This window comes from Anaerospora sp., from assembly GCF_032013335.1.
Taxonomy (GTDB): Bacteria; Bacillota; Negativicutes; order Sporomusales; family DSM-15969; genus Anaerospora.
In genome coordinates this window covers 1-21,945 of the sequence record NZ_DALZUO010000035.1, presented here as the reverse complement: position 1 = coordinate 21,945, position 21,945 = coordinate 1, and the positions used below count along the sequence as shown (strand labels likewise).

At 43.7% G+C, this 21,945-nt stretch carries 19 protein-coding genes, 1 pseudogene and 1 other annotated feature; of the genes and pseudogenes, 5 read left to right on the top strand and 15 right to left on the bottom strand.

All coding sequences use genetic code 11. The features are described 5' to 3' along the window. The 7 genes from ilvN to RTR76_RS19090 form a co-directional block, all read right to left on the bottom strand. Complete coding sequence (gene ilvN, locus RTR76_RS19120; protein WP_312523982.1) at window positions 1-504, bottom strand: acetolactate synthase small subunit; 504 nt, start codon at window positions 502-504, stop codon at window positions 1-3. Further along, on the bottom strand, window positions 498-2,201 hold the full coding sequence (gene ilvB, locus RTR76_RS19115; RefSeq protein ID WP_312523956.1) for a biosynthetic-type acetolactate synthase large subunit: 1,704 nt from the start codon (window positions 2,199-2,201) through the stop codon (window positions 498-500). The genes ilvN and ilvB overlap by 7 nt, the downstream gene beginning before the upstream one ends. Before the next feature lie 88 nt (window positions 2,202-2,289). Next, window positions 2,290-2,554 (bottom strand) — a binding site (T-box leader). A gap of 145 nt (window positions 2,555-2,699) precedes the next feature. After that, window positions 2,700-3,668: a hypothetical protein gene (locus tag RTR76_RS19110; protein ID WP_312523954.1), complete on the bottom strand. Its 969-nt coding sequence runs from the start codon at window positions 3,666-3,668 to the stop codon at window positions 2,700-2,702. 27 nt (window positions 3,669-3,695) lie between these two features. Continuing rightward, window positions 3,696-3,857: a hypothetical protein gene (locus RTR76_RS19105; RefSeq protein ID WP_312523952.1), complete on the bottom strand. Its 162-nt coding sequence runs from the start codon at window positions 3,855-3,857 to the stop codon at window positions 3,696-3,698. 36 nt (window positions 3,858-3,893) lie between these two features. Then, window positions 3,894-4,946: a GGDEF domain-containing protein gene (locus tag RTR76_RS19100; protein WP_312523951.1), complete on the bottom strand. Its 1,053-nt coding sequence runs from the start codon at window positions 4,944-4,946 to the stop codon at window positions 3,894-3,896. A 25-nt stretch (window positions 4,947-4,971) separates the two neighbouring features. After that, window positions 4,972-7,317 carry a ferrous iron transport protein B gene (gene feoB, locus RTR76_RS19095; protein ID WP_312523949.1) on the bottom strand — a complete coding sequence of 782 codons (2,346 nt, stop codon included), beginning with the start codon at window positions 7,315-7,317 and terminating at the stop codon, window positions 4,972-4,974. A gap of 74 nt (window positions 7,318-7,391) precedes the next feature. Further along, window positions 7,392-7,625, bottom strand: a complete 234-nt coding sequence (locus RTR76_RS19090) for a ferrous iron transport protein A (protein WP_312523947.1) — start codon at window positions 7,623-7,625, stop codon at window positions 7,392-7,394. Between the two features lie 339 nt (window positions 7,626-7,964). On the opposite strand from RTR76_RS19090, the gene RTR76_RS19085 reads away from it, so the two are divergent. The 4 genes from RTR76_RS19085 to RTR76_RS19070 all read left to right on the top strand — a co-directional run bounded on the left by RTR76_RS19085 (window position 7,965) and on the right by RTR76_RS19070 (window position 10,985). After that, on the top strand, window positions 7,965-8,390 hold the full coding sequence (locus RTR76_RS19085; RefSeq protein WP_312523946.1) for a Fur family transcriptional regulator: 426 nt from the start codon (window positions 7,965-7,967) through the stop codon (window positions 8,388-8,390). A 12-nt stretch (window positions 8,391-8,402) separates the two neighbouring features. Then, window positions 8,403-9,137, top strand: coding sequence for a metal ABC transporter ATP-binding protein (locus RTR76_RS19080; RefSeq protein ID WP_312523945.1), 735 nt, complete (start codon window positions 8,403-8,405; stop codon window positions 9,135-9,137). Beyond that, window positions 9,121-9,963 carry a metal ABC transporter permease gene (locus RTR76_RS19075; RefSeq protein WP_312523943.1) on the top strand — a complete coding sequence of 281 codons (843 nt, stop codon included), beginning with the start codon at window positions 9,121-9,123 and terminating at the stop codon, window positions 9,961-9,963. Before RTR76_RS19080 ends, RTR76_RS19075 begins: the two co-directional genes overlap by 17 nt. 101 nt (window positions 9,964-10,064) lie before the next feature. Continuing rightward, window positions 10,065-10,985, top strand: a complete 921-nt coding sequence (locus tag RTR76_RS19070) for a metal ABC transporter solute-binding protein, Zn/Mn family (RefSeq protein WP_312523941.1) — start codon at window positions 10,065-10,067, stop codon at window positions 10,983-10,985. Window positions 10,986-11,067: 82 nt separating this feature from the next. Here RTR76_RS19070 and RTR76_RS19065 read toward each other — a convergent pair whose 3' ends face one another. Continuing rightward, on the bottom strand, window positions 11,068-13,929 hold the full coding sequence (locus tag RTR76_RS19065; protein ID WP_312523940.1) for an FAD-binding and (Fe-S)-binding domain-containing protein: 2,862 nt from the start codon (window positions 13,927-13,929) through the stop codon (window positions 11,068-11,070). A gap of 374 nt (window positions 13,930-14,303) precedes the next feature. Here RTR76_RS19065 and RTR76_RS19060 point away from each other — a divergent pair, with 374 nt between their 5' ends. Beyond that, window positions 14,304-15,209, top strand: a complete 906-nt coding sequence (locus tag RTR76_RS19060; protein ID WP_312523939.1) for an RluA family pseudouridine synthase — start codon at window positions 14,304-14,306, stop codon at window positions 15,207-15,209. 56 nt (window positions 15,210-15,265) lie between these two features. Here RTR76_RS19060 and RTR76_RS19055 read toward each other — a convergent pair whose 3' ends face one another. From RTR76_RS19055 to RTR76_RS19025, 7 genes and pseudogenes are all read right to left on the bottom strand, one after another. Then, the gene (locus RTR76_RS19055) at window positions 15,266-15,925 is read right to left on the bottom strand and encodes a response regulator transcription factor (protein ID WP_312523938.1); all 660 of its coding nucleotides are present in this window, start codon (window positions 15,923-15,925) and stop codon (window positions 15,266-15,268) included. 4 nt (window positions 15,926-15,929) lie between these two features. After that, a complete protein-coding gene (locus tag RTR76_RS19050; RefSeq protein WP_312523937.1) occupies window positions 15,930-17,366 on the bottom strand; it encodes an ATP-binding protein in 1,437 nt (478 codons plus the stop codon). Beyond that, window positions 17,363-18,301, bottom strand: coding sequence for a phosphate/phosphite/phosphonate ABC transporter substrate-binding protein (phnD, locus tag RTR76_RS19045; RefSeq protein WP_312523936.1), 939 nt, complete (start codon window positions 18,299-18,301; stop codon window positions 17,363-17,365). The genes RTR76_RS19050 and phnD overlap by 4 nt, the downstream gene beginning before the upstream one ends. Window positions 18,302-18,527: 226 nt before the next feature. Continuing rightward, complete coding sequence (locus RTR76_RS19040; protein ID WP_312523934.1) at window positions 18,528-19,799, bottom strand: ATP-binding protein; 1,272 nt, start codon at window positions 19,797-19,799, stop codon at window positions 18,528-18,530. Window positions 19,800-19,801: 2 nt separating this feature from the next. Next, entirely contained in the window at window positions 19,802-20,476 is a 675-nt protein-coding gene (locus RTR76_RS19035) for a response regulator transcription factor (protein WP_312523930.1), read from the bottom strand. A 143-nt stretch (window positions 20,477-20,619) separates the two neighbouring features. Then, window positions 20,620-21,321: a phenylalanine--tRNA ligase beta subunit-related protein gene (locus tag RTR76_RS19030; protein ID WP_312523928.1), complete on the bottom strand. Its 702-nt coding sequence runs from the start codon at window positions 21,319-21,321 to the stop codon at window positions 20,620-20,622. 183 nt (window positions 21,322-21,504) lie between these two features. Continuing rightward, window positions 21,505-21,945: pseudogene (locus tag RTR76_RS19025) on the bottom strand (hypothetical protein); the annotation flags it as partial.

Here is a 21,945-nt window from a genome sequence, read left to right as displayed (position 1 = left end):
TTAATCGATTTCCTTTGCTGGTATTGCGCCCCGGGATAGCGCAATTTTACCGGTACGAACAATTTCTATTATGCCAAAATCCACTAATACTTCACACAAGGCATCGATCTTACTTTGTTCTCCTGTCAGTTCCACAACCATCGTCTCCCGGTTGATATCCACAATCTTTGCGCGAAAAATTTCAACAATATCGACAAGCTCAGAACGGTTTACTTTGCTTGCTTTTACTTTAATCAGTGCCAATTCACGCTGAATGGAATCTACATGTGTCAAATTCACGATCTTTATTACATCAATTAATTTGGATAATTGATTGACTACCTGTTCCAATTCAATCTCATCGTCAACTTCCACATCCAGAGTAATCCGTGTTGTGTCCGGCTCTTCCGTATGACTGGCGGCAATACTTTCAATATTAAAAGCTCTGCGGCTGATTAGACCAGAAATATGCGTTAGTACACCCGGTCGGTTTTCTACTAATACGGCTAAAGTATATTTCACGATTCCAGCCCCCCCAATATCATTTGATCCAGCCGTCCTCCCGGCGGAACCATCGGTACCACATCTTCCGCTGCCGGCAGCAGCACATCGACAAGAACTGGTCCCTCAAGCGCAAAGGCCTGTTGTAAGACTCTTTCCAACTCTTCCGGTTTGCTGACTCGTAATCCGGTGACTCCCATTGCCTCCGCTAGCTTAACAAAATCGGTAGCGCCCTTGGTAGTTGAATGAGAATATCGCTGGCCATAAAAGGTTCGCTGCCATTGGTTTACCATGCCTAACACCTGGTTATTGCATACGATAATTTTAAGTGGCAGGCCATTGTCGGCAGTTGTGGCCAGCTCTTGGCAATTCATCATGATACTGCCGTCACCGGTAACCAATATGACCGGTGTATCAGGCATTCCCAATTGAGCTCCCATCGCTGCTGGCAGACCATAGCCCATCGTCCCCAGTCCACCGGAGGTTAACAAGGATCTCGGTTTAGTAAAGTTATAATATTGCGCCGTCCACATTTGGTGCTGACCAACATCAGTTACAATGATGGCTTTACCCTGCGTCAATTTGCTTATGCATTCAATCAATGCCTGCGGCATAACGGCTTCACTTGCCCGATTATAGGATAATGGATTTTCTTGTTTCCAGGCCTCGACCTGTAACCGCCAGGCAGCAATTGCTTCCCGATAGGCTTGCGGTATTAGTGTTTGCTTGAATTTGTTGACGAATAGCGGCAAAGACCATCGTAAATCTCCGATTACCCGTAAGTCACAGCGTACATTCTTATTCACTTCTGCTGGGTCAATGTCAAAATGAACAATTTTTGCATGAGGGGCAAAATCTTTAACCAGGCTGGTTACACGGTCATCAAAGCGGGCCCCCACTGCAATCAGGAGATCACACTCTACAGTTGCCATATTAGCGGCGAACGTTCCGTGCATGCCCAGCATTCCCAAATGCTCCGGTGCATCACTGGCTATACAGCCCAGGCCCATTAGGCTGGCAGTAACAGGCATCTCTGTGAGCGCTGTCAATTCTCGCAGCTGCTCCGCCGTATCCGAAAGATTGACACCACCGCCAACAAAAAGCAGTGGTTTCTTTGCCTGTAACAGTGCTGTAATAACAGCATCAACTGCTGCTGCATCACCGGCAAAAAGCGGGCTATAGCCGCGCAGCATAACACTAGCGGGATAGTCAAAATCGATCGTAGAATTAAAAACATCTTTCGATATATCAATGACAACGGGCCCTGGCCGGCCGGTACGGGCAATATAGAATGCTTCTTTTAAGACCCTGGGCAGCTCCTGGACATTTTTGACCAGATAATTATGCTTGGTTATCGGCGTGGTAATCCCACACATGTCAGCTTCCTGGAAAGAATCTTTTCCGATCAGCGATACGCCTACCTGCCCGGTGATGGCCACCAGAGGCACCGAATCCATGTACGCTGTGGCAATACCGGTAATTAAATTTGTCCCGCCAGGACCGGAAGTAGCAAAACATACACCTACCTTGCCGGTAGCCCGGGCATAGCCGTCAGCAGCATGCACTGCTCCTTGTTCATGGCGAGTGAGGATGTGGGGAAAATTCGTTTTATATAAAGCATCATAAAGAGTTAATACTGCCCCGCCAGGATAACCGAATACCAGATCAACCCCTTCTCTTCTCAAAGCTTCAATTACTGCTTCTGCACCTAGCATTTTCAAATAAGCCGCCTCCTTATTATCTCAAGTCCTGCCGTCACATTTTAGCCTCTGTTATTTTTAAACATCAAAAAACCTCCGTCCCCTATATAAAAGGGACGGAGGTTAATCCGCGCTACCACCCAAATTACTATGGTCACCCATAGTCTCTCTACAGGTACGGAGTAAAATACTCGATACCTCGCCCACAGTAACGGGTGGCGTTTCCTCTACAAGAGGCCCGGCGCGGCTTACTCATTATTTCAGCGCGCAACTCACGGATGATTTTCATGATAGTCGATACTGCCGGCTCACACCAAACCCGGCTCGCTGAAAATATCACAAACTATAACTACTCTTCCGTTCATCGTCATTTTACTATGGATTTTGTATTAATGATACAAAACATTCTCCTCGCTGTCAACACTTTTGTTTTTAGCGAGGACTAAATAGTGTTAGAGCAATAAAAAAGCAGAAGAATGGTATCGTAAGATACGCTTCTTCTGCTTGTTCTGTTAGAATTTAGAATGAGTACGTTACAGTTGCTTCAAAAGCAGTGTTTTTTGCATTATTAGAAAGCGCTTTCCGGTCTTTGAATACAAGCTCCATGCCAGTGGTAGCATCAAATTGGTGCGTTACACCGTAATGAATACCTTTTTGAGCATTTTCAAAGTCGGTTCCTTTACCCATGTCGCCATTTTCTTCTACACGGAAATAAGTAAATGAAACGGCATTTTTGCCATCAAAATCATAACCAAGTGTTGCAGCATATGCTTTATTTTCGCTGTCGCTGTTTGATTTGGTATATTCAGCAGTCAGGCTGCTTTTCCCCAAAGTATAAGTGCTATCAACAGCCCAGTGGTTCGTGCTTTCACCACTATTATCTCGATATTGATAACGGCCCAGTGTCACACCATAGTTTAATCTCTCGGAAGGGCTGTAGCCTGCACGGAGAGCATAAACGCGGTTGTCCGCATTGTCGCCTGCATTATCTTCCTGAGCAGCAACCAGCGCCAAATCTACAATACCTGATTTACCGTTTGCAGTAACACCGTCAACAAAATAATGTTTGCCGATATTGGAGTCTGCACGGCTGTACAGCAGCGCGGTTGTGCCAACTGCAACATCCTGGCGGCCGATTTTATAAGTGAAATCTTTACCTGCGTGAGTGAAGCCGAATTGATCAAAAGCCAGAACGGATCTTCTGTCTTCACTGTATGCACTACCATCTGCATTAAAATCGCCAAAACCGGCTTTAGAAATACGCTGTCCACCCAAACGGGTATAGAAGGACCAGTTGGAGCCCAAATCAGCTTCGCCTAATACTCTCAAAGTGGAGATATTGGCTGAGCTATTAGCTTCCCCGTCTTCAGTATCTTTTTCATATTTTACCGATACATCTCCACTGAATTTAACTTCGGCAAAAGCTGCCGTAGTCATGGTTAGCGTGGCTCCTGCCAACAGCATGGCAACTACCTTTTTCGCTTTCATATAAAACACTCCTTAACCTTATGTATTTTATTTGGTGTCCTTATCTGGTTTTGAGCAGCAACTGCCTTTTGAGCATGAATCGCTATTACTGCAATTGCAGGCATTCTTGCCGGCAATATTGCGCCAAACAACATAGCAAACGTAACCCAATGCTGCTACACCAATTGCACCTATAATCAACTTTTCCATTGTAAGTCCTCCTTAGAAGGACGTCAACCTTTTAAATTAAGCACTCTCGGCCCTGCCAATGGAATGAGTATCAGGGTCATAAATTGAAATGCGGTTGCGCCCGTTATGCTTAGAATGATACAACGCCTGATCGGCGTAGTGATATAGCTTGTTGCGGTCCACACAAATGAGCTTGGCTAATGTGCAAACACCTATGGAAACAGTCACAAATGCCTGGTGACTTTCGTCAAGCACAAACACCCGCTCCTGCACAATGGCCCTAATTCTGCCGGCAACGACTTTGGCCTCCTGCAAGGAAGTATCGGGCAGCAAAAGTGCATATTCCTCGCCGCCAATACGAGCTGCTAAATCGCCCTCTCTCGTATTATTCTGAATGATTTCCGCCAGTTCCAGCAACACCTTATCACCAGCTTGATGACCATACGTGTCGTTTATCATCTTAAAGCGGTCAATATCCAGAATCAAGAGGGAAATGGGCCTGCAGTTGCACATGAGTGCTGCAAAATTACGTTCCATTGTTTCGAAAAAACACCGCCTGTTGGCAATAGACGTCAAAGGATCCGTCATGGCCATGACCTGCATGTTCCGGCAAGCTTCTTCCAGTTCTGTCGTACGCTGCTCAAGCTGCTGCTGCGTTGCAAGCAGCTCGGCATTAACAGCGGTAAGATATTTGTTTTGTTCGCCAATATGCTGACGCGATTGCGACAAATCACTAACTGCTTTCTGCAAATCATTTTCCCGGACTTCGATCTGCCGGGCCATCCAATTCATATCCCGCATTAGAACGGTAAGTTCCTCTTCACCGTCACCATCGCATGATTCATTTGGTAACGCTAAAAGCTGCCGGTAATTTCCCTGCCTCACTTGTGAGCAAAACTGGCGGAGCTGCATTAATCGCTTGCCTGCCAGCCACTCAACAGTTAGTCCCGGCAAAGCCAGCACAAGCAGCAAGGACACTGCCAGTGCAATTGCCGCAGCTTGCCCGAAATATTTATCAGCCGCCAGGGGAGAAGATTTCGTCATCTGAAATATGACTGCCTGCGGTACTAATACTAGCAGTAAAAATACCGCTCGCAATCGACTGACCACAATAACTCCCCCCTGGTAACTCTAATTAAAACCCTAGCAAAATGCCGCCGCGATATACTGCGAAAGCAACAACCCAGGCTAACACAGTGGCATAGACGAAGCTGAAGGCCGGCCATTTCCATGAATTGGTTTCCCGGCGAATTACAGCAAGCGCTGCCAGGCAAGGTGAGTAAATCAACGTAAATACCATCAGTGTATAGGCAACAAGCGGATTGAACACAGGATCTGCCACTAGGGCATCCTGCAGTGCTGTTGCATCGTCTTCCGACTCGCCTACACTGTAAATTGTACCTAACGTACTGACAAGAACTTCTTTAGCGGCTACGGCCGAAACTAGTCCGACGCCAATCTTCCAGTCAAAGCCAAGCGGTTTAATTACCGGCTCTATCATATGGCCGAATTGACCGGCATAGCTTTGGGCCAGCTTTTCACCAGCTTCTTCTTTTTCAATTTTACCCAGTTCATCCTTCCGCTCCTGGTCTAATTCCTGGTAGCGAACGGCATAAGGATAAATCTCAGGCTGTGTTTTCTCAAGTTCTGCTAATTTCGACTCTTTGCGTGCATCGGCGGCTTCGGCATCTTCGTCGTCCGCCTCTTCATCCAGAGCCTGCATTTGTTCTACTGTATCTTTTAAAGCAGAATGCTCTTCAAGCTTTTCCACTTTCAGAGGTACTAATATGTCCTGAGTAGTTTTTTCTGTAAACAACTCTTCCACTTGCTCTTTAGCCTGGTCATAATCCTTGCTGTAGGAAACTTCACTGGGATAGTTCGTCATAAACCACACCAGAATGGATGCAGCGAGAATTAAAGTACCTGCTTTTTTTAGATACAAAGCGCTTCTTTCCCACATATGCGTCACAATACTGCGCATTGTGGGCAGATGATAAGGAGGCATTTCCATAACAAATGCTTCAGTTGCACCTGGAAACAGGAATTTACGGAAAATCATTGCCATACCAACAGCAAGCAAAATTCCCAACAAATAAATAGAGAATAAAACCGTACCTGCTATCTGTTCAGAGAAGAAAGCACCTGCAAGCAGCGTATAAACTGGCAGCCGCGCGCTGCAGCTCATTAACGGGGATACCAAAATAGTAACCATTCGGTCACGGGGATTCTCCAGAGTACGGGAACCCATGATAGCCGGCACACTGCAGCCAAATCCCAGCAATAACGGAATAAAGGATTTACCATGAAGGCCTACTGCTCGCATAACGCGGTCCATGACAAAGGCCGCTCTTGCCATATAGCCGGTATCTTCTAATAGGGATATTCCCAAAAACAACAACAGAATCTGCGGTAAAAAGACCAATACACTGCCTACGCCGCCGATAATCCCATCCACAAGCAAGGACTTCAGATCACCATCAGCCATGTGCGCACCAATCAATTCGCCTAATCCGGCAATACCGGTTTCAATCCAGTCCTGTGGAAATGCGCCAAGCGTAAACACAACATTAAATAACAACCACATAATGCCAAAAAAGATCGGCAGACCAAGTACCCGGTGAGTTAAAATATTGTCGATCTTATCAGATGTCGTTTGAACGTGCCTGGTTCCATCAGCAACCACGTCCCGGTAGACTTCTCCGGCAAACCGGTAGCGGTATTCAGCAATTGTCAGTTCAACATCATCGCCAAACGTCTTTTTAAGATCACTTCTTGCCGCATCAGCCTTATCCAGTATCTGCGAACCACCCGGCATAGCATGAATGGCTGTGCGAATATCCGGATCATCTTCAAGCAATTTTACCGCGAGCCAGCGGATAGGATATTTGACTTCCGGAATCCCTGTCAGCAATTCAGTAAGCTGCTTAATTTTCTCTTCAATTTCAGGCCCATAATCGATGGCAAACGTCCGTTGCTGACCATTTGCGGCGGTCTCCGTTACAATTTTCAGCAGGTCTTCCGTCCCGATATTACGATTGCCGACCATATTCACGACTGGAATTCCCAGCTTACGGCTTAAAACAGCAGCATCAACCGGCATTCCCATGGTAGCGGCAACATCTGTCATATTAAGAGCAAGAACTACCGGTCTTTCCAGTTCAAGCAATTGAGCCGCAAGATACAAGTTGCGCTCCACATTGGAAGAGTCCAAGACATTAACAATAATGTCCGGCTTTTCTGTAATAATCACATTGCGTGCCACAACCTCATCCAGCGAATGAGCAGTCAGGCTATACGTTCCAGGCAAATCAACAATGAGCAATTCCTGATTTTGGAAACGGCGAAAGCCTTCTCTTCTTTCTACTGTTACTCCAGGATAATTACCCACATGCTGGCGAGCTCCGGTAATATTATTAAATATAGTAGTCTTACCGGAATTTGGATTACCGGCAAGAGCAACAGTTAAACTTGTTTTTGTCATTATAGTAACATCCTCGTGTTTTTTATAGATTTCCGCAATATAAAAACGCTGACAAGAAGCCTAGTGTCTTGACACTAGTCAGCGACTGTACATTCAATCAATGCGGCTTCTGCTTTACGCAACGAAAGATTAAAGTTTTTAACTTTTATCTCCATAGGATCACCAAGCGGCGCAAACTTCTGGACTAAAACTTTTGTACCAGCCACAAGTCCCATATCAACAATGCGGCGCTTAATAGGTCCGAAACCGGTCACTTTTGTAACTACGCCCACTTCTCCGGGTAATAGCTCATTAAGTGTTTTCGTCATTCCTCTCAACCCCCCAATTTATTCTTGTTAATGAAATTCATTCTCACAAAAATGATAGAGCAGAATCTTATATTTGTCAAGATATAACAGTTTCAAATCTTGTGGTTCTCCACGGTTGCACGCATTTTTTCATTAGATTAACTACAATAGCTCGCTTTTATAAAAAATCGCTGTTAGATTTTTAATTTCGCCCTTTTATCTTAGTAACTCTTTTCAGAATAGAAAACGCCCATATATTAAAACTGACTTTCAGTTTCATTTGGATTTAACTTGTCGAATTGGTATATCCATAGTAGAATTGTGTTAATAATAATTTTATTAACTAGGAGGAACCTTAACGTGGAAGAAAAATTGATTGCCCTGCTCAAGGACAAAGGCTGCAAGATTACACCACAACGCCGAGCAATTATTAAAGCGTTACTGCAGTTTGAAAAATTTCCTACCGTCCAAGAGCTTCATCATAGCATTAAAGCTACCTTTCCTGATGTTGGCCTCGATACAATTTATCGCAATCTTAATCTTTTAGTTGCTATGGGCGTAGTTAACCAAATAGGCTTATCCGGTAAGGATACGAAAGTATTTGAGCTTGTTCGGAACCACCACCATCATCACTTAGTTTGTCTGAGCTGCGGTCAGGCTAATTGTCTTGATTATTGTCCGGTTGACGAAAACGATTTACAAAAGTCAGCCGGCCCTGAATTTAAAATTGTAGGTCATTCGCTGGAAATTTACGGCTATTGCCGCCAATGCCAAAAGCTGGCCTGATCGGAGAACAACATGAATGCTTTCGAATTTAGTAATGTATCTTTTGCCTATCCCTGTCATCCCATATTCACTAATTTGAATCTAGCTATTGAGAGCGGTGATTTTGTTGCCGTTGTCGGTGGAAACGGCGCAGGTAAATCGACATTTCTTAAGCTGTGTGTAGGTGCACTTTCACCTGATGCCGGAGAAATCCGCATTCACGGCGATTTATTACAATCCTTTCAAAACTGGCACAAGATTGGTTATGTGCCACAAAATCCGTTAAGAGACCGAGCTTTTCCCATTACTGTTTCTGAAGTGATTTCCATGGGACGCATCCCGGGGCTGCCCTTTGGCCGTTCCTTAAATGCAGCTGACCGCGAGGCAATTCAGAAGGCCATTGAACTAACCGGTGTAGAGGGTTTTCAGCACAAACTAATTGGCAATCTTTCCGGCGGTCAGCAGCAGCGAGTCATGGTAGCCCGTGCTCTTGCCGCCGCTCCGGAAACCTTGATATTAGACGAACCAACAGCAGGTATAGACGCCAAAGGCTCTCAGGAATTCTATGAATTGCTCCAGAAACTGAATCAAACATCCAATATAACCATTTTGTTAGTCACTCATGATCTAGATAAGGTAGCTCCTTATGCGAGTAAAGTCCTCCGCTTTGACGAAGGGCTGAAGTATTACGGATCAGCTGAGCCTTTCCGCTTAAAGGCAGCACCAACTTTACAAGAGAAGGACGTTTTATATGTTAGAAATTCTTGAGTTTGATTTCATGCAGCGGGCTATTATGGCCGGATTACTGGTAGGGCTGATTTGTCCTACTATTGGAGTTTTCCTTTTGCTGCGCAAACAGTCACTGATTGGTGATGGTTTAGGACATGTCGCTTTTGCCGGTGTAGCAACCGGTTGGTTGTTAGGTATTTATCCTGTCATCAGCGCGATAGTGCTGACAGTGCTTGCCGCAGTCGGCATTGAAGAAATGCGGTCACGCCGTCCTGCTTTCGGCGATATGATACTTGCAATTTTTCTTTACACCGGTGTTGCCTGCGCTGTATTGTTCAGCAGTATGGCTAAAATAAATAATGTCAGTTTAATTGGCTATTTGTTTGGCAGTATTGTTACCGTTACCGTGCAAGACCTGCAGATAACCGCAGTTCTTACTGCAGGTGTCTTATTAACCATTAAACTGTTGTTTAAGCAACTGTTATTTGTAACATTTGACGAAGAGGTTGCCAAAATTAATGGGCTGCCAGTAAGAAAAATTAACTTGCTGCTGGCAATCCTGACTGCCTTAACTGTTTCCATTGCGATGCGCGTTGTTGGTATTTTAATGGTATCTGCCCTGATGGTTATTCCTGTGGCTGCCAGTCTACAGATATCCAAAAGTTTTAAAAGTACCTTATTTAATGCAGTAATTATTTCTGAAATATCCGTCCTGAGCGGCCTGATTGCCTCCTTCTATTTGAACTTTGCCTCGGGTGGGACTATTGTTATTATGGCTTCTGCTATATTTGTCGGTGCTTTTACTTACAAACAGCTCTATGCCGAACGCGTGAGCAAAACGGATATTATGCACTCTCACTCTTAATATAACCCTTGACTAGGGAAATTTTGGGACATATACTATAAACAGTAATATTCTTATTTGAGAATATTACTGTTTATTTATTTTAAGGAGGCATAGTGATCATGCAAAAATATCTAACAAGACTGTTATGCTTTACACTCATGGCAATGCTCTTGAGCACAAATGTCAGCCTGGCAGCCTGGTGGAACACGAAACCAACCATTGTAACAACTATTTACCCACTCTATGAATTTACTAAACAAGTAGTCGGTGATAAAGCTGATGTTGTCTTGCTTGTTCCTAATGGTGCCGAGCCACATGACTGGGAACCGTCACCAGCTGATTTGATTAAGGTAAAGAATGCTTCTCTTGTTATCTATAACGGCGCCGGCTTAGAGCCATGGGTGGATAAAATCGGCAGTTCCACGTTATCCGGTAAACAAACCCTTAGCGCTGCAAGCGTAGTGCCTTTGCTTCAAGCTCAATACGACGAAGAAGGCGAATCTGCTGCAGCTGGTGTAATGGATCCTCATGTTTGGCTTGATCCTATTAATGCCCAAGCTATCGTACAGGCTATTGCCGCCGCGGCAGCTCAAACCGATCCGTCCAATAGTGATTATTACTTTGCCAACAGCGCAAAGTACAGCACCCAGCTCGCTGAACTTGACAATGAGTACCAGCTGGCACTAGCCTCAACAGCCCGCCGTGACATCATTACCTCCCACGCAGCTTTCGGTTACCTGGCAGCCCGCTATGGTCTCAACCAAATTGCCATTATGGGCTTATCACCTGACGCTGAGCCTACGCCTGAACGGATGGCGCAAGTTATCCGTCATGTACGCAGCGCCGGTATTAAGTACATATTCTTTGAAACATTGGTCAGCCCCAAATTATCTGAAATCATTGCCAGTGAAACTGGCGCACAAACATTAGTGCTAAATCCGCTTGAAGGTTTGTCTGATGACGAAATTGCTAACGGTGAAAACTATGTTACCGTCATGCGCATGAATTTAACTAATCTAAAATACGCACTTGGCGAATAAAGTTCTCCATAACAAAGAAGAAGTGCTTCATTCCGGTATTTGCCGGCTTGAGCACTTCTTTTTATCTATTATTTGCTTATCTTTATTTCTTCTCCAGACTACAGCGATCAACCAAATATGCAATTGATTGATAACTGATACCACTATGATCGGCTAAGCCGATTTCACAGGTGCGGCTATTGGAATAACCGCAATTGCACTCTGGCGGCAGCGTTTCTTTTAAATGTTCTAATGCTGATTCATTCAGTTCAGGCACATAAAAGCCCTTATCTCCGGCAAAGCCGCAGCACTTCACCTTTTCCGGCATAATCACTTTCGAAGCACATGCTTCGGCAATAACCCTGAATTTATCGGTAAGACCCATTTTAATGGAACTGCAGGTAACATGCACTGCCACTGTGTCCGGTACTTTTACAACCTCTACCCTGTTAAGTAAATGGTCGTGAATGAATTCAACTGTTTCCAGTATCTTAAGTGGACTGGTTTTCATTACCCGTTTCATGCGATACACACAGGGACTTGTATCACATACTACCGGATATTCACCATTGTTACTGCAAGCAAGCAAGGCCTTCTCTAACTGGGAACTCATTTCATCTGCTGCCTCAAAGTATCCCTTACTTTCAAAAGGCATCCCACAGCAAAGTTTTTCCATATCAGGAGGTAATATTACTTCATAGCCGGCTTTCGCAAATAACGCCATCATAACCTGATGTAAGGGCCGCTGATCGTTATCATCTTTAGCAGGCCCCATCGTACGGCTCACGCAGCTGGGGAAATAAACTAATTTTTGCTTACTCTTGTCAGGAACAAAAGATGCCTGAGGCTTTGATCCAGCTTTAGGCAGCCATTTGGACCATTTAGGCACTTTGCGAGTAACAGAACGGGCTTTACCTGCCAAGCCGCCAATCATGCACGTCCCCATTGCAACATGTGCTAAATGAGCACCTGCCAGGCCGAGTTTAGCTAAAGAGGTAACACCACTAAAGTTGCGTGCCATAAATAGGGCTATATTGCGTCCTCTCGCAGTAACTTTGGTTGAACGCAAATATTTAGTAAAGCTGCCTGTATTAATGGCTAAAGGACAGGTAGTTTCACATAAACCATCGGCGGCACAAGTTTCTTCACCAAAGTATGCATAATCATGCTCCAATTGCCGCTGCCGGTCGTAATCTTCTCCCGATTCTTGCAATCGGGCTATCTCACGCTGAATAACAATACGCTGCCGCGGACTGCTGGTTAAATTACGCGACGGACAGTTTACCTCACAGAAGCCACACTCCATACATTTATCAACAATTTCATGAACAGGCGGCATATACTTAAGGTTTTCCAAGTAGACTGCCGGGTTTTGAGTGATAACTACGTCGGGATTAAGCAAATTATCCGGATCAAAGGCTTCCTTCAATTGCTTCATATAATTATATGCCCTTTGACCCCACTCGAGTTCTACAAAGGGCGCCATGTTACGTCCCGTTCCATGTTCGGCTTTCAGTGACCCGTCAAAGCGTTCGACCACCATCCGGCATACTTCATTAATAAAATCCTGATAGCGTCTGCTATCATCCGTTGTATCAAAATTTTGCGTAAAAACGAAATGCACATTGCCATCAAGTGCATGACCATAAATGACTCCATCTTCATAGCCATAACGGTTCATACATTCCCTGAGTGCAAGTACCGCTTCTGCCAAATGCTCTTTCGGAAAAGCCACATCCTCAATAATAACCGAGGTTCCCTGTCTGCGGATACCGCCTACTGCCGGAAATATACCTGCCCGGATTTTCCATAACAACTCATATTCAGCCTTCACATCCGTAAACTCAATCGGGAACAGTACGGGAATTCCCGCCAAATCTTGAATGATTGCTTGTATATTTTCCTTAAGAGTTGCCTGATCAAGTGCCCTGGTTTCAATCAGCAGTGCTGTTGCCTGCTCGTCAAGCTCCTTTAGGTAATCTGGCATACCTGCATTTCCTTCTACCGAGCGCAAAGAAGTACGGTCAAGTAATTCTGCAGCTGCTACCAATGGCCGGTCAAGCCTCATGACGGCAATGCAAGCCTGCTTTAGGTCAGGGAACATAATTAAGGCCGATGCTTTATAAGGATGCTCAAATACCGTATGGTAAGTGACAGATGTAATAAAGCCCAAAGTCCCTTCTGAACCAATCATCAAATGCTTCAGTATATCAATAGGGCTGTGATAATCAACAAATGCGTTTAAACTGTAACCGGTAGTATTTTTTATTTTAAACTTGTGTGCAATTAGTTCACTCAGCTCTGTATCACTATTGATTTCATCATGAATTCGCTGCAGTTCCCCGATCAAGTGGGGATGGGTATCAGTGAACCGCTGACAGGAATCACGATCAGCTGTATCAAGTTCGCTGCCATCGGCAAAAATAAGGTTCATATGCGCAATTGTTTTGTAGCTGTTGTCTGCAGTACCACAGCACATACCACTAGCATTATTCGCCGCAATACCACCAATCATGGCATGATTGATTGAAGCAGGATCGGGGCCTATTTTGCGGGAATAACTCTTTAAGTACTGATTAGCCTGAGCACCGATAATACCCGGCTCAAGGGTAATCGTTTTTCCATTGTCGCATATGCTGTAGCGGCTCCAGCCACCAGCCAGCACAAGAAGTACTGAACTGCTGAGAGCCTGCCCGGAAAGACTAGTCCCGGCTGCCCGGAATGTGACTGCAATCTTTAGTCTGTCGCAAATTTTTAAGATCTTCGTCACTTCTTCTGCTGTTCGCACTTTTACTACGATTTTAGGAGTTATACGGTACAAGCTGGCATCTACGCCATATGCCAGCGTACGAATTGGGTCGGCAAACATACGCTTAGACGGAATAAACTGAGCGGTCTCCAAATAAAACTGGCGATATTTTTCCGGAAGATCTCTGACTGCACTCCCTAATGATCCCTTGTCCATTATCTCACCCACCCATACGCAATTCGTTTCTTCCTAACTATTATTATGAATAAAGGCTAGTGCTTTGACCGAGTTGTGAATTAGAATTAGACAGTGTAGATTTTTTTGCAATGCAAGGCGGAGGAGTCCGCGCATATCGGGAATATGTAAGGCGACGACAACGCAGCAGTGCGAAAAAATCTACGCTGGCTAAGCTAAGATTTAACTTGGTCAAGCACTAGCTACTTTCGGTAGTCATGTAAGAAAAACCTGCTATTTTTCCGATTAATCAGAACATTCCTTTTGTTTTTTTACCTTGCTCTTTGCTGCGGCCTTTTGTTATAATAAAATCATTTTATTATCTCCTTACTATTGACCAAGAAAGAAGGGCTTCCATGCGATCATTTGCTTCTTATAAAGTTGCACAAGAACATAGCGGATTAACTATGGAGATTTACCTCAAACAAATTCTGCAATACTCAGGTAGAAAGATTCAAAAATTAACGCGTCAAAAAGGAATTTTTCTTAATGGCAAACAAGTTTTCCTTCAGAAAAAGATTAAAACTGATGACACTATACGAATTCTCGTTCCTGAAGACGCCTCCTATGGTGTTCAGCCTGAGCAGGGCAATATTGAAATACTGTATGAAGATGAGTATGTACTGGTATTAAATAAGCCCCCTCGTCAGCTTGTTCACCCAACAGGACAAACTTCCTCGGGAACACTGGCCAATTATTTAGCTTTTCATCTTGAAAAGCAAGGCATCATCAGCACAATCCGGGCCATTCACCGCTTAGACAGGGAAACCTCGGGCTGTGTATTATTTGCCAAAGATGGACGGAGCCAGTTTATTTTGGAACAACAACTGACTGCCAACACATTAAAGCGCTCTTATATGGCATTAGTTAAGGGTATAGCAGAGCCTTCATCAGGCACCATCGACGCTCCTATCGGCCCACACCCAAGCTTGCCTAACCGTCGTGCCATCAATACACAGGGAGAGCAGGCCATCACCCATTATCAGACGCTTGATGTCTTTTCATCTGAAGCAGTCTCACTGCTGGAGCTTCATTTGGAAACAGGCAGAACCCATCAAATCCGCCTGCATCTGGCGCATATGGGATACCCTATCATCGGCGACGGCATGTACGGTGTGCGATCACCGCTCATCAGCCGCCAGGCCCTGCATGCCCATTCCGTAACTTTCCAGCATGTGAAGGATAATCGTGAAATCACGGTAGAAGCGCCCTTACCTGCGGATTTTCTGCAGGTTCTTACCAGATACAGAGCACTCAAATAAGGAAAGCGGCTTATCGCCGCTTTCCTTATTTTTTGTTCATAGAGTTTTGCTTAAATTTATAATTCGGCAGATAATAAGCCGTTCTGCAGCGCATATTTGACGAGTTCGGTTTTTTCCGTATACCCCAGCTTTTCCATCATTCTGGTCTTGTGCGTATCCACCGTTTTGACGCTAATGCAAAGCAGCTGTGCAATTTGGCTCATAGAATACCCTCTTGTCATATACTTGAGAATCTCTCTCTCACGAACACTTAAAATTGTATAGGGGTCATTTTCCTGGACTTTGTGTACAGTAGTTAATAAAGAATTTAGGAGCGCCTGCGCTTTTTGAGGGCTCAAATAGCGCTGCCCTTTTGCGATTGTCCGAACCGCCTCAAATAGCTCGGTATCTACAGCATTTTTTTCTACATATCCCAGAGCACCGGACTGCATGGCCTCTCTTAAATAATCTTCATTTTCGTACATGGTTAGCACTAAAATCTTAATACAAATTCCCCGGCTTTTTATTTCTTTTATGCATTCCAGACCACTCATCATAGGCATAGACAGATCAATAATCAGCACATCTGCCACTGTTTTATCAAGCAGGGCTAATACCTGCAATCCATCTGCGGCCTCTCCTATAACAAGCAAATCAGACTCATTATTTAACAACAGCTTCAAGCCTGTTCTAAGTACTGAATGATCATCTGCAAGGATAATTTTTATTTTTGACATTCCATCACCCCAGTTTTTTCGGCAACGTTACATATACCGTCGTTCCCACTCCGTACAAGGATTCGAGTTTCATTGTTCCGCCCAATAATTCAGCTCGCTCACTCATACCATATATGCCTAAATTATTCTTTTGCCGCTTTGCTTCCCGTTCATCCATATTGTCGATTCCAACACCATCATCTCTGATAATTAAACTAATGTGTTTACTGGAATCAAACAATGAAATATATACATTTTCAGCTGCCGCATGTTTTGCTATATTTGTTAGACTTTCCTGCAATATCCGATATAAGGCCAACGATATTTCCGAACCTAGTTCTGCCTTATCTTCAGGTAATGTGATATGAACATTGATACCTTGCTGTTCACTGAAAGTCTTACTATATTTGCTCATTGCCGCTGCTAAGCCAAGATCATCAAGCACCGGCGGCCTAAGATCAACTGCTATTTTGCGCAGGCTGCCTAATGCATGTATCGCAACATCCCGGGCTTTTTGTAATAGCTCCTTTTGCCCTTCATCGGCTAGTTTTGAAAATAATAGTTTCATATACGCTAATAATGAGGCTAATAGCTGCCCTGTTTCATCATGAAGCTCCCGCGATAAATGCTTGCGTTCATCTTCTTGTATAACAAATAGTTTTCTAATCAACTCCGCTCGCATCGCTTCTTTTATTTTAAGTTCTTCTAGTAAGCGATCATTTTCAATTTGCTTTTCCTGGAGTTTTTTAGCCATATCATTAAATACAACTGATAATTTACCAACTTCATCCTGACTAACCGATACAGTCTGTACTGCAAAATTGCCATGTCCTATTTGTTCTGCCGCTTGCGTTAATCCGCGAAGCGGACGCACGATAACAAATGCCATATAAGTAGCGCCAATAGCCGACAATACAGACAAAAGCAAAATAGCAACCATAAAGTCATTGACTCTTCTATCCAGTACTTGCTCTGTTTGTCTTTCTGATAAGCCGACCCGAATATAACCAATATCGCCATTTTCTACAGGATGTATCACTTCTCGAATAAGGCCTTCGTTACTGTCGTATTTGGCAACATGATATTTGGCAGCCCCAATTGAAGCGCTATTCGCGGTCTTTATTAGCATCGCCGGAAGCCCCTGCGGAAACTGATCATCAAAGGTGTGAGCTAAAATTCGCCCGGCTGAGTCAGCAACAATAATATAGCGAACATCATCAGAATTTTGCTTTGTCTTATTAATACGGTCTGACAATGCATACCTGTCATCTAGTAATATATCATTGCTGCTCAATACCCCAAGATAGGAAGCCAGTTCTGCCCCTCGCTTTTCCATCTGATCTTCAATAAGATTTGATGCGGTTTGAATCATAACCGCTCCCATAATCAGATTGAGTACTAACATGCCAATAATAATTGCATTAAATTTATAATATATGCTTAAATGACGAAACCACTTCATAAGGTTACACCTGAGCGATCATATAATTTTTGTAAAGGCTCATATAGTGCAGGCGAAGGATTTACAAAGCGATGGATGATCAATTTCTTCAACGCAGTATTAGTTGCCGCATCCTCATGCATACGCAAAAAAATATGACGTAACTGCTCTTTTAATTCCGGATTCATTTGTTTCTTTATTGCAATAGGCCCAGTAGGCGCAGGTCCAATTGTAGCAATAATCCGTACCTTTTCCAACAACTCAGGATTCTTTACTCTCGCGTAATCCAATATCTGGCTGTCTAAACTCGCTCCATCTGCTACCCGATTAGCAACTGCCCATAACGATTTATCATGACTGTACGTATAAAAATATCGTTTAAAATATAGCTCGGGCAGCGTTTTCTTTTTTCTCAGATAATCCTCAATTACCATATGCCCTGAATAGCTCAGTGGATCGGTAAAGGCAAATATTTTCCCCTGCAGGTCGCCGAGCTGGGTAAACTCACTATCCCGGTGCACAATGATTTCGGCATTATACAGTATCGTGCCTTCATATTCAGCCATTACCAAGAGCTCAATTTCACTCATTCCCCGGTATGAGCTGTATGCACCGGTAGACATAAAGGCAATATCTACATCACCATTAGCAAGTAAAATATTTACTTCCTCATATGTTTTTCGCTGAATGAGCACAGCCGGTCGTCCTGTCTTTTGTGACACATGCGCGGCAATCTGCCGGTAATAATTAATGGTTTCATGCGGCGACAAAACGGTAGCCAGTGCAATTAAAATCGGACGCTGGGTAATCTCTTCCTCTGCTGCAACTGTCGGAAGAGGTACCGGTTGCTCGAAATTAATGTACGAGGATGCACTTTTAGTGTAACAGCCAGTTAGTAATAAAACCGTTACCAGCATACTACCCAACGCGATAAATTCTTTCCAGCGCACCTTCACTACTATCGTCTCCCTCCTTTGCTTGACAGAAAAATTACTATATACTATATCATTTGAGCCGAACTCCTCTACCGTTCATACAAAAGAAAGTCCAATTACGCTCTGCAATTTTCACCCACAGCTGTAATTGGACTTTAGTTTCTCTCGTCCGTACGTATTAAATTGGCAGACTATTCATTAACTATTCGTACCTCTTGTGTAAAATTCCTTTTTTATATTGAGTATTTTATCGTTCCTTTCGGGTCTTTGCCAAAGGAATAGTTACTTGAAATGTCGTACCCTTACCAGGGCTTTCTACACTAATCTTACCTCCGTGCTTTTCAACAATCCACTTCGCAATTGCTAAGCCGAGGCCTGTTCCGCCCTTATCACGTGAACGCGCCTTATCACCACGGAAAAAACGGTCAAATATGTGAGGTATATGTTCAGCTGCTATACCGCATCCGGAGTCTTGCACAACCACTAGTGCATACTTATCATCATGGTCACAAGAAAGAAAAATCTGCCCGCCTTCTGGCGTGTACTTAAATGCATTATCAAGTAAAATAACGATCAGCTGATGCAACCTCTCTTTGTCTGCAACCAACTCAATACCTTTTTTAACTTGAATAGTGAGGGAAACCTTATTAATTTCTTCCAATGGTTTAAAATGCTCGGCAACAGCCTCAACCACTTCACTAAAGTCGAGTGGAGCCAATTGTAATTCAGCTTTGTCCGCATCTGACCTCGCTAATGTAAGCAGACTGGAAATAAGTTTAGTCATGCGTGAAGATTCCTTCATGATTGTAGTAATCCGATGACTTTGTTCTTCAATTGTCTGCTGCGGATGTCTTAGCATCAACTCTGCATTACTATGAATTCCGGTAATCGGTGAGCGCAGTTCATGAGAAGCATCAGCAACAAATTGCTGCTGTTTTTCCCAGGCTGCCTGAATAGGAATCATTGCACGTCTGGCCAGAAAGTAACTTGCCACAATAATACTAACCATACCGATAATTAAACCGCCAACAATAATCCATAACAAGTTATTAAGCAGCCCCACTTCAGGATCAACAATACTGACGGCAATGACCTCTCGGATAACAAACTCGTCATTATACAGCTTATTTTCATACCGGTATGGTACCGTTACAATACGGTACACATGATTTTCATACTCTCTAATCTCGGGTTCTTCCACATTGGTATTAGTTCTTGCAACAATTTCTGCAAGATAATTATTTTCTTCAATACGAAAGGGGGAAATATTAACAATATTTCCGTCTGTGCTGCGCATCAATAAGAAAATACGCGGATCAAACAGTGGGCGAGGGCGCGGAAATTGAACACGGCCATTGACAAATTGAAAAGAACTAGCCTGTAACCGCATCGCCTCATCAATTTTATCGAATAAACCATACGAAATATAGCCATAAAAAATAGATGTAAAGATGATAAATATTAACAAAAAAACTAAAGAAATCAACGCTGTCAATTTACGGAGCGTACTTGTGAACATGCCTACTTCTCCTTTAGCATAAAGCCCGCCCCACGCACCGTTTGTATAATCGTATCCAGTTTATAAGGAGCAAGTTTCTTGCGTAAATAATGAACATATAAATCAACAATGCTTAGAACCGTATCTGAATCAAAGCCCCAAATCCGATCAAAAATCTGTTCTCTGGTTAGTATCTGTCCCTGGTTGAGAATAAAGAATTCCAAGACCTCAAACTCTTTTGTCGTTAGTCCAAGGGGGTTATTTTCAACCAACCCGTCCCTCACCTTATTATTCAGTACAATAGTACCATAGCTCAGTTCGCCTTCTAACCCCACATTTCCCCTGCGCCGCGTCAGTGCTTTTACCCTTGCCAATAATTCTCGCAGTGCAAAGGGTTTAACCAAGTAGTCATCAGCACCAGTCTCCAAACCAACAACCCGGTCGTCGATGCTGTCTCTTGCAGTAAGTAATAGTATCGGAACGGGATAACTATTACAGCGCAATGTTTTTACTATTTCCAGCCCTGATATTCCAGGCAGCATAATATCCAGTACCAGCAGATCGTAAATGCCCTGTTCAGCCATATATAACCCTTCATCACCGGCTGCGGCCTCATCTACCGTGTACTTTTCTTCAGACAAAAGAGAAACTACTGCCTCCCTTAAAACCGTATCGTCTTCCACAACCAGAATTCGCATGACAACACTCCTTCTAACTCAAATTAGAAAAGGCTTAATCGTACCAAGCCTTTTTAAACAGCTGGAAAACTATGCCATCCATGGCTCATCCGGCGCAAAAGTCCTCTGGGCTCAGCCTCATCTGAAATTTACAACAGCAAGACTTAAAATGCAATACTTCTGTTATCCTTATCAATAAAGCCTACTTCCACCTGGCAATGAAATAATTGTTGCAAGCTGCTTGCCAACTCATCCCTTGCTGCCAAAACACAGCTCTTATTTTGATCACTAAATCCATCTATCGGGAAAAAAATATTCCGGCTGTCACCGGTTACTTTACCTTGTTCACTTTGACGCCATATCCATCGACGAGTTTTCACTTTATCACCAACTGAGTAAATCAATTCATTTTGATCGACAAATTCCGCTTTCTCCTCACCAAAAGGAATAAAACTATCCCCTTCTCTAGAGAACCTCACATGAATATCTCCTGAAGCACTGTCAATATCATGAGCACCTAAAGGTACTAGATACTTTAAGGAAATTGCATTGCCGAGATCAACAACCGGATTAATTTTGGGAAACCCTTTTTTCTTCTCAATGCGGGAGGCCATCGCTTCGATTGAGCTCATAAATTTATTAGGATTTAACCCCAGTTTTATAAAGGCATCCCGGTAAGGAAGAATTTCCGGCGATTCTTTTGTCTTTGTAGCTGTCATTTTTTCCTCAATAAAATGAATACTCGTCTCTAACAAGGCAGCAACCTCTGCATTTGGTATGCTGTTATTTATTCCTTTAGCGAGAATAACCCCAAAGCACACAGATTCCAATCTTTCAAAAACTTCATCGGAGACAACAAATTTCATTTCTCTCATCCTCTCAAGCGCATGCGGCATATAGCTTATCATAAACATAGCTGTCATATTTTTAGTATCATTCGTGTTTTTTATGATAAAACCTGCCTAATGCGCGGTTCACTTGCAGTTGAGAAAAAAGAAAAGCCTTTTGCAATAACGCAAAAGGCTTTTCTTACATCTCAAACCCTTTTGTCAAGCACTCACTCTTGCTAAGGTCAATTGTGCACCAACTGCAGGAGCTAAAGCTAAGGTAAGGGGAATAGCTGAGTTATTACGCAAAGTTAATACATCGCCAGCTGCTAATGTAAGCATTGCCTGCCCGGAAACTACTCCTGTAGCAACCAGTGCTGATACAGGTGTGGATGCATCAACTGTTCCATTTACAGCAATAGCAAGCTGTGACCCTACACCGGCAGTCAGACTGGCACTGTAGTCAATCTGATAAATGCCCGCAAGACCAACTGTTACGGTAGTTGTACCGGCTGTATGCGTTATATTGGTAAGCGGTCCGTTGTTCGAAAACGGGACATCCGCTCCTCCAACTACAGTTGCATCTGCTAAAGTAGCCAACTCATATACATAACCAAATGCATCTAAGCCCGCTCCCGTAGCTCCTGTGGCTCCTGTGGCTCC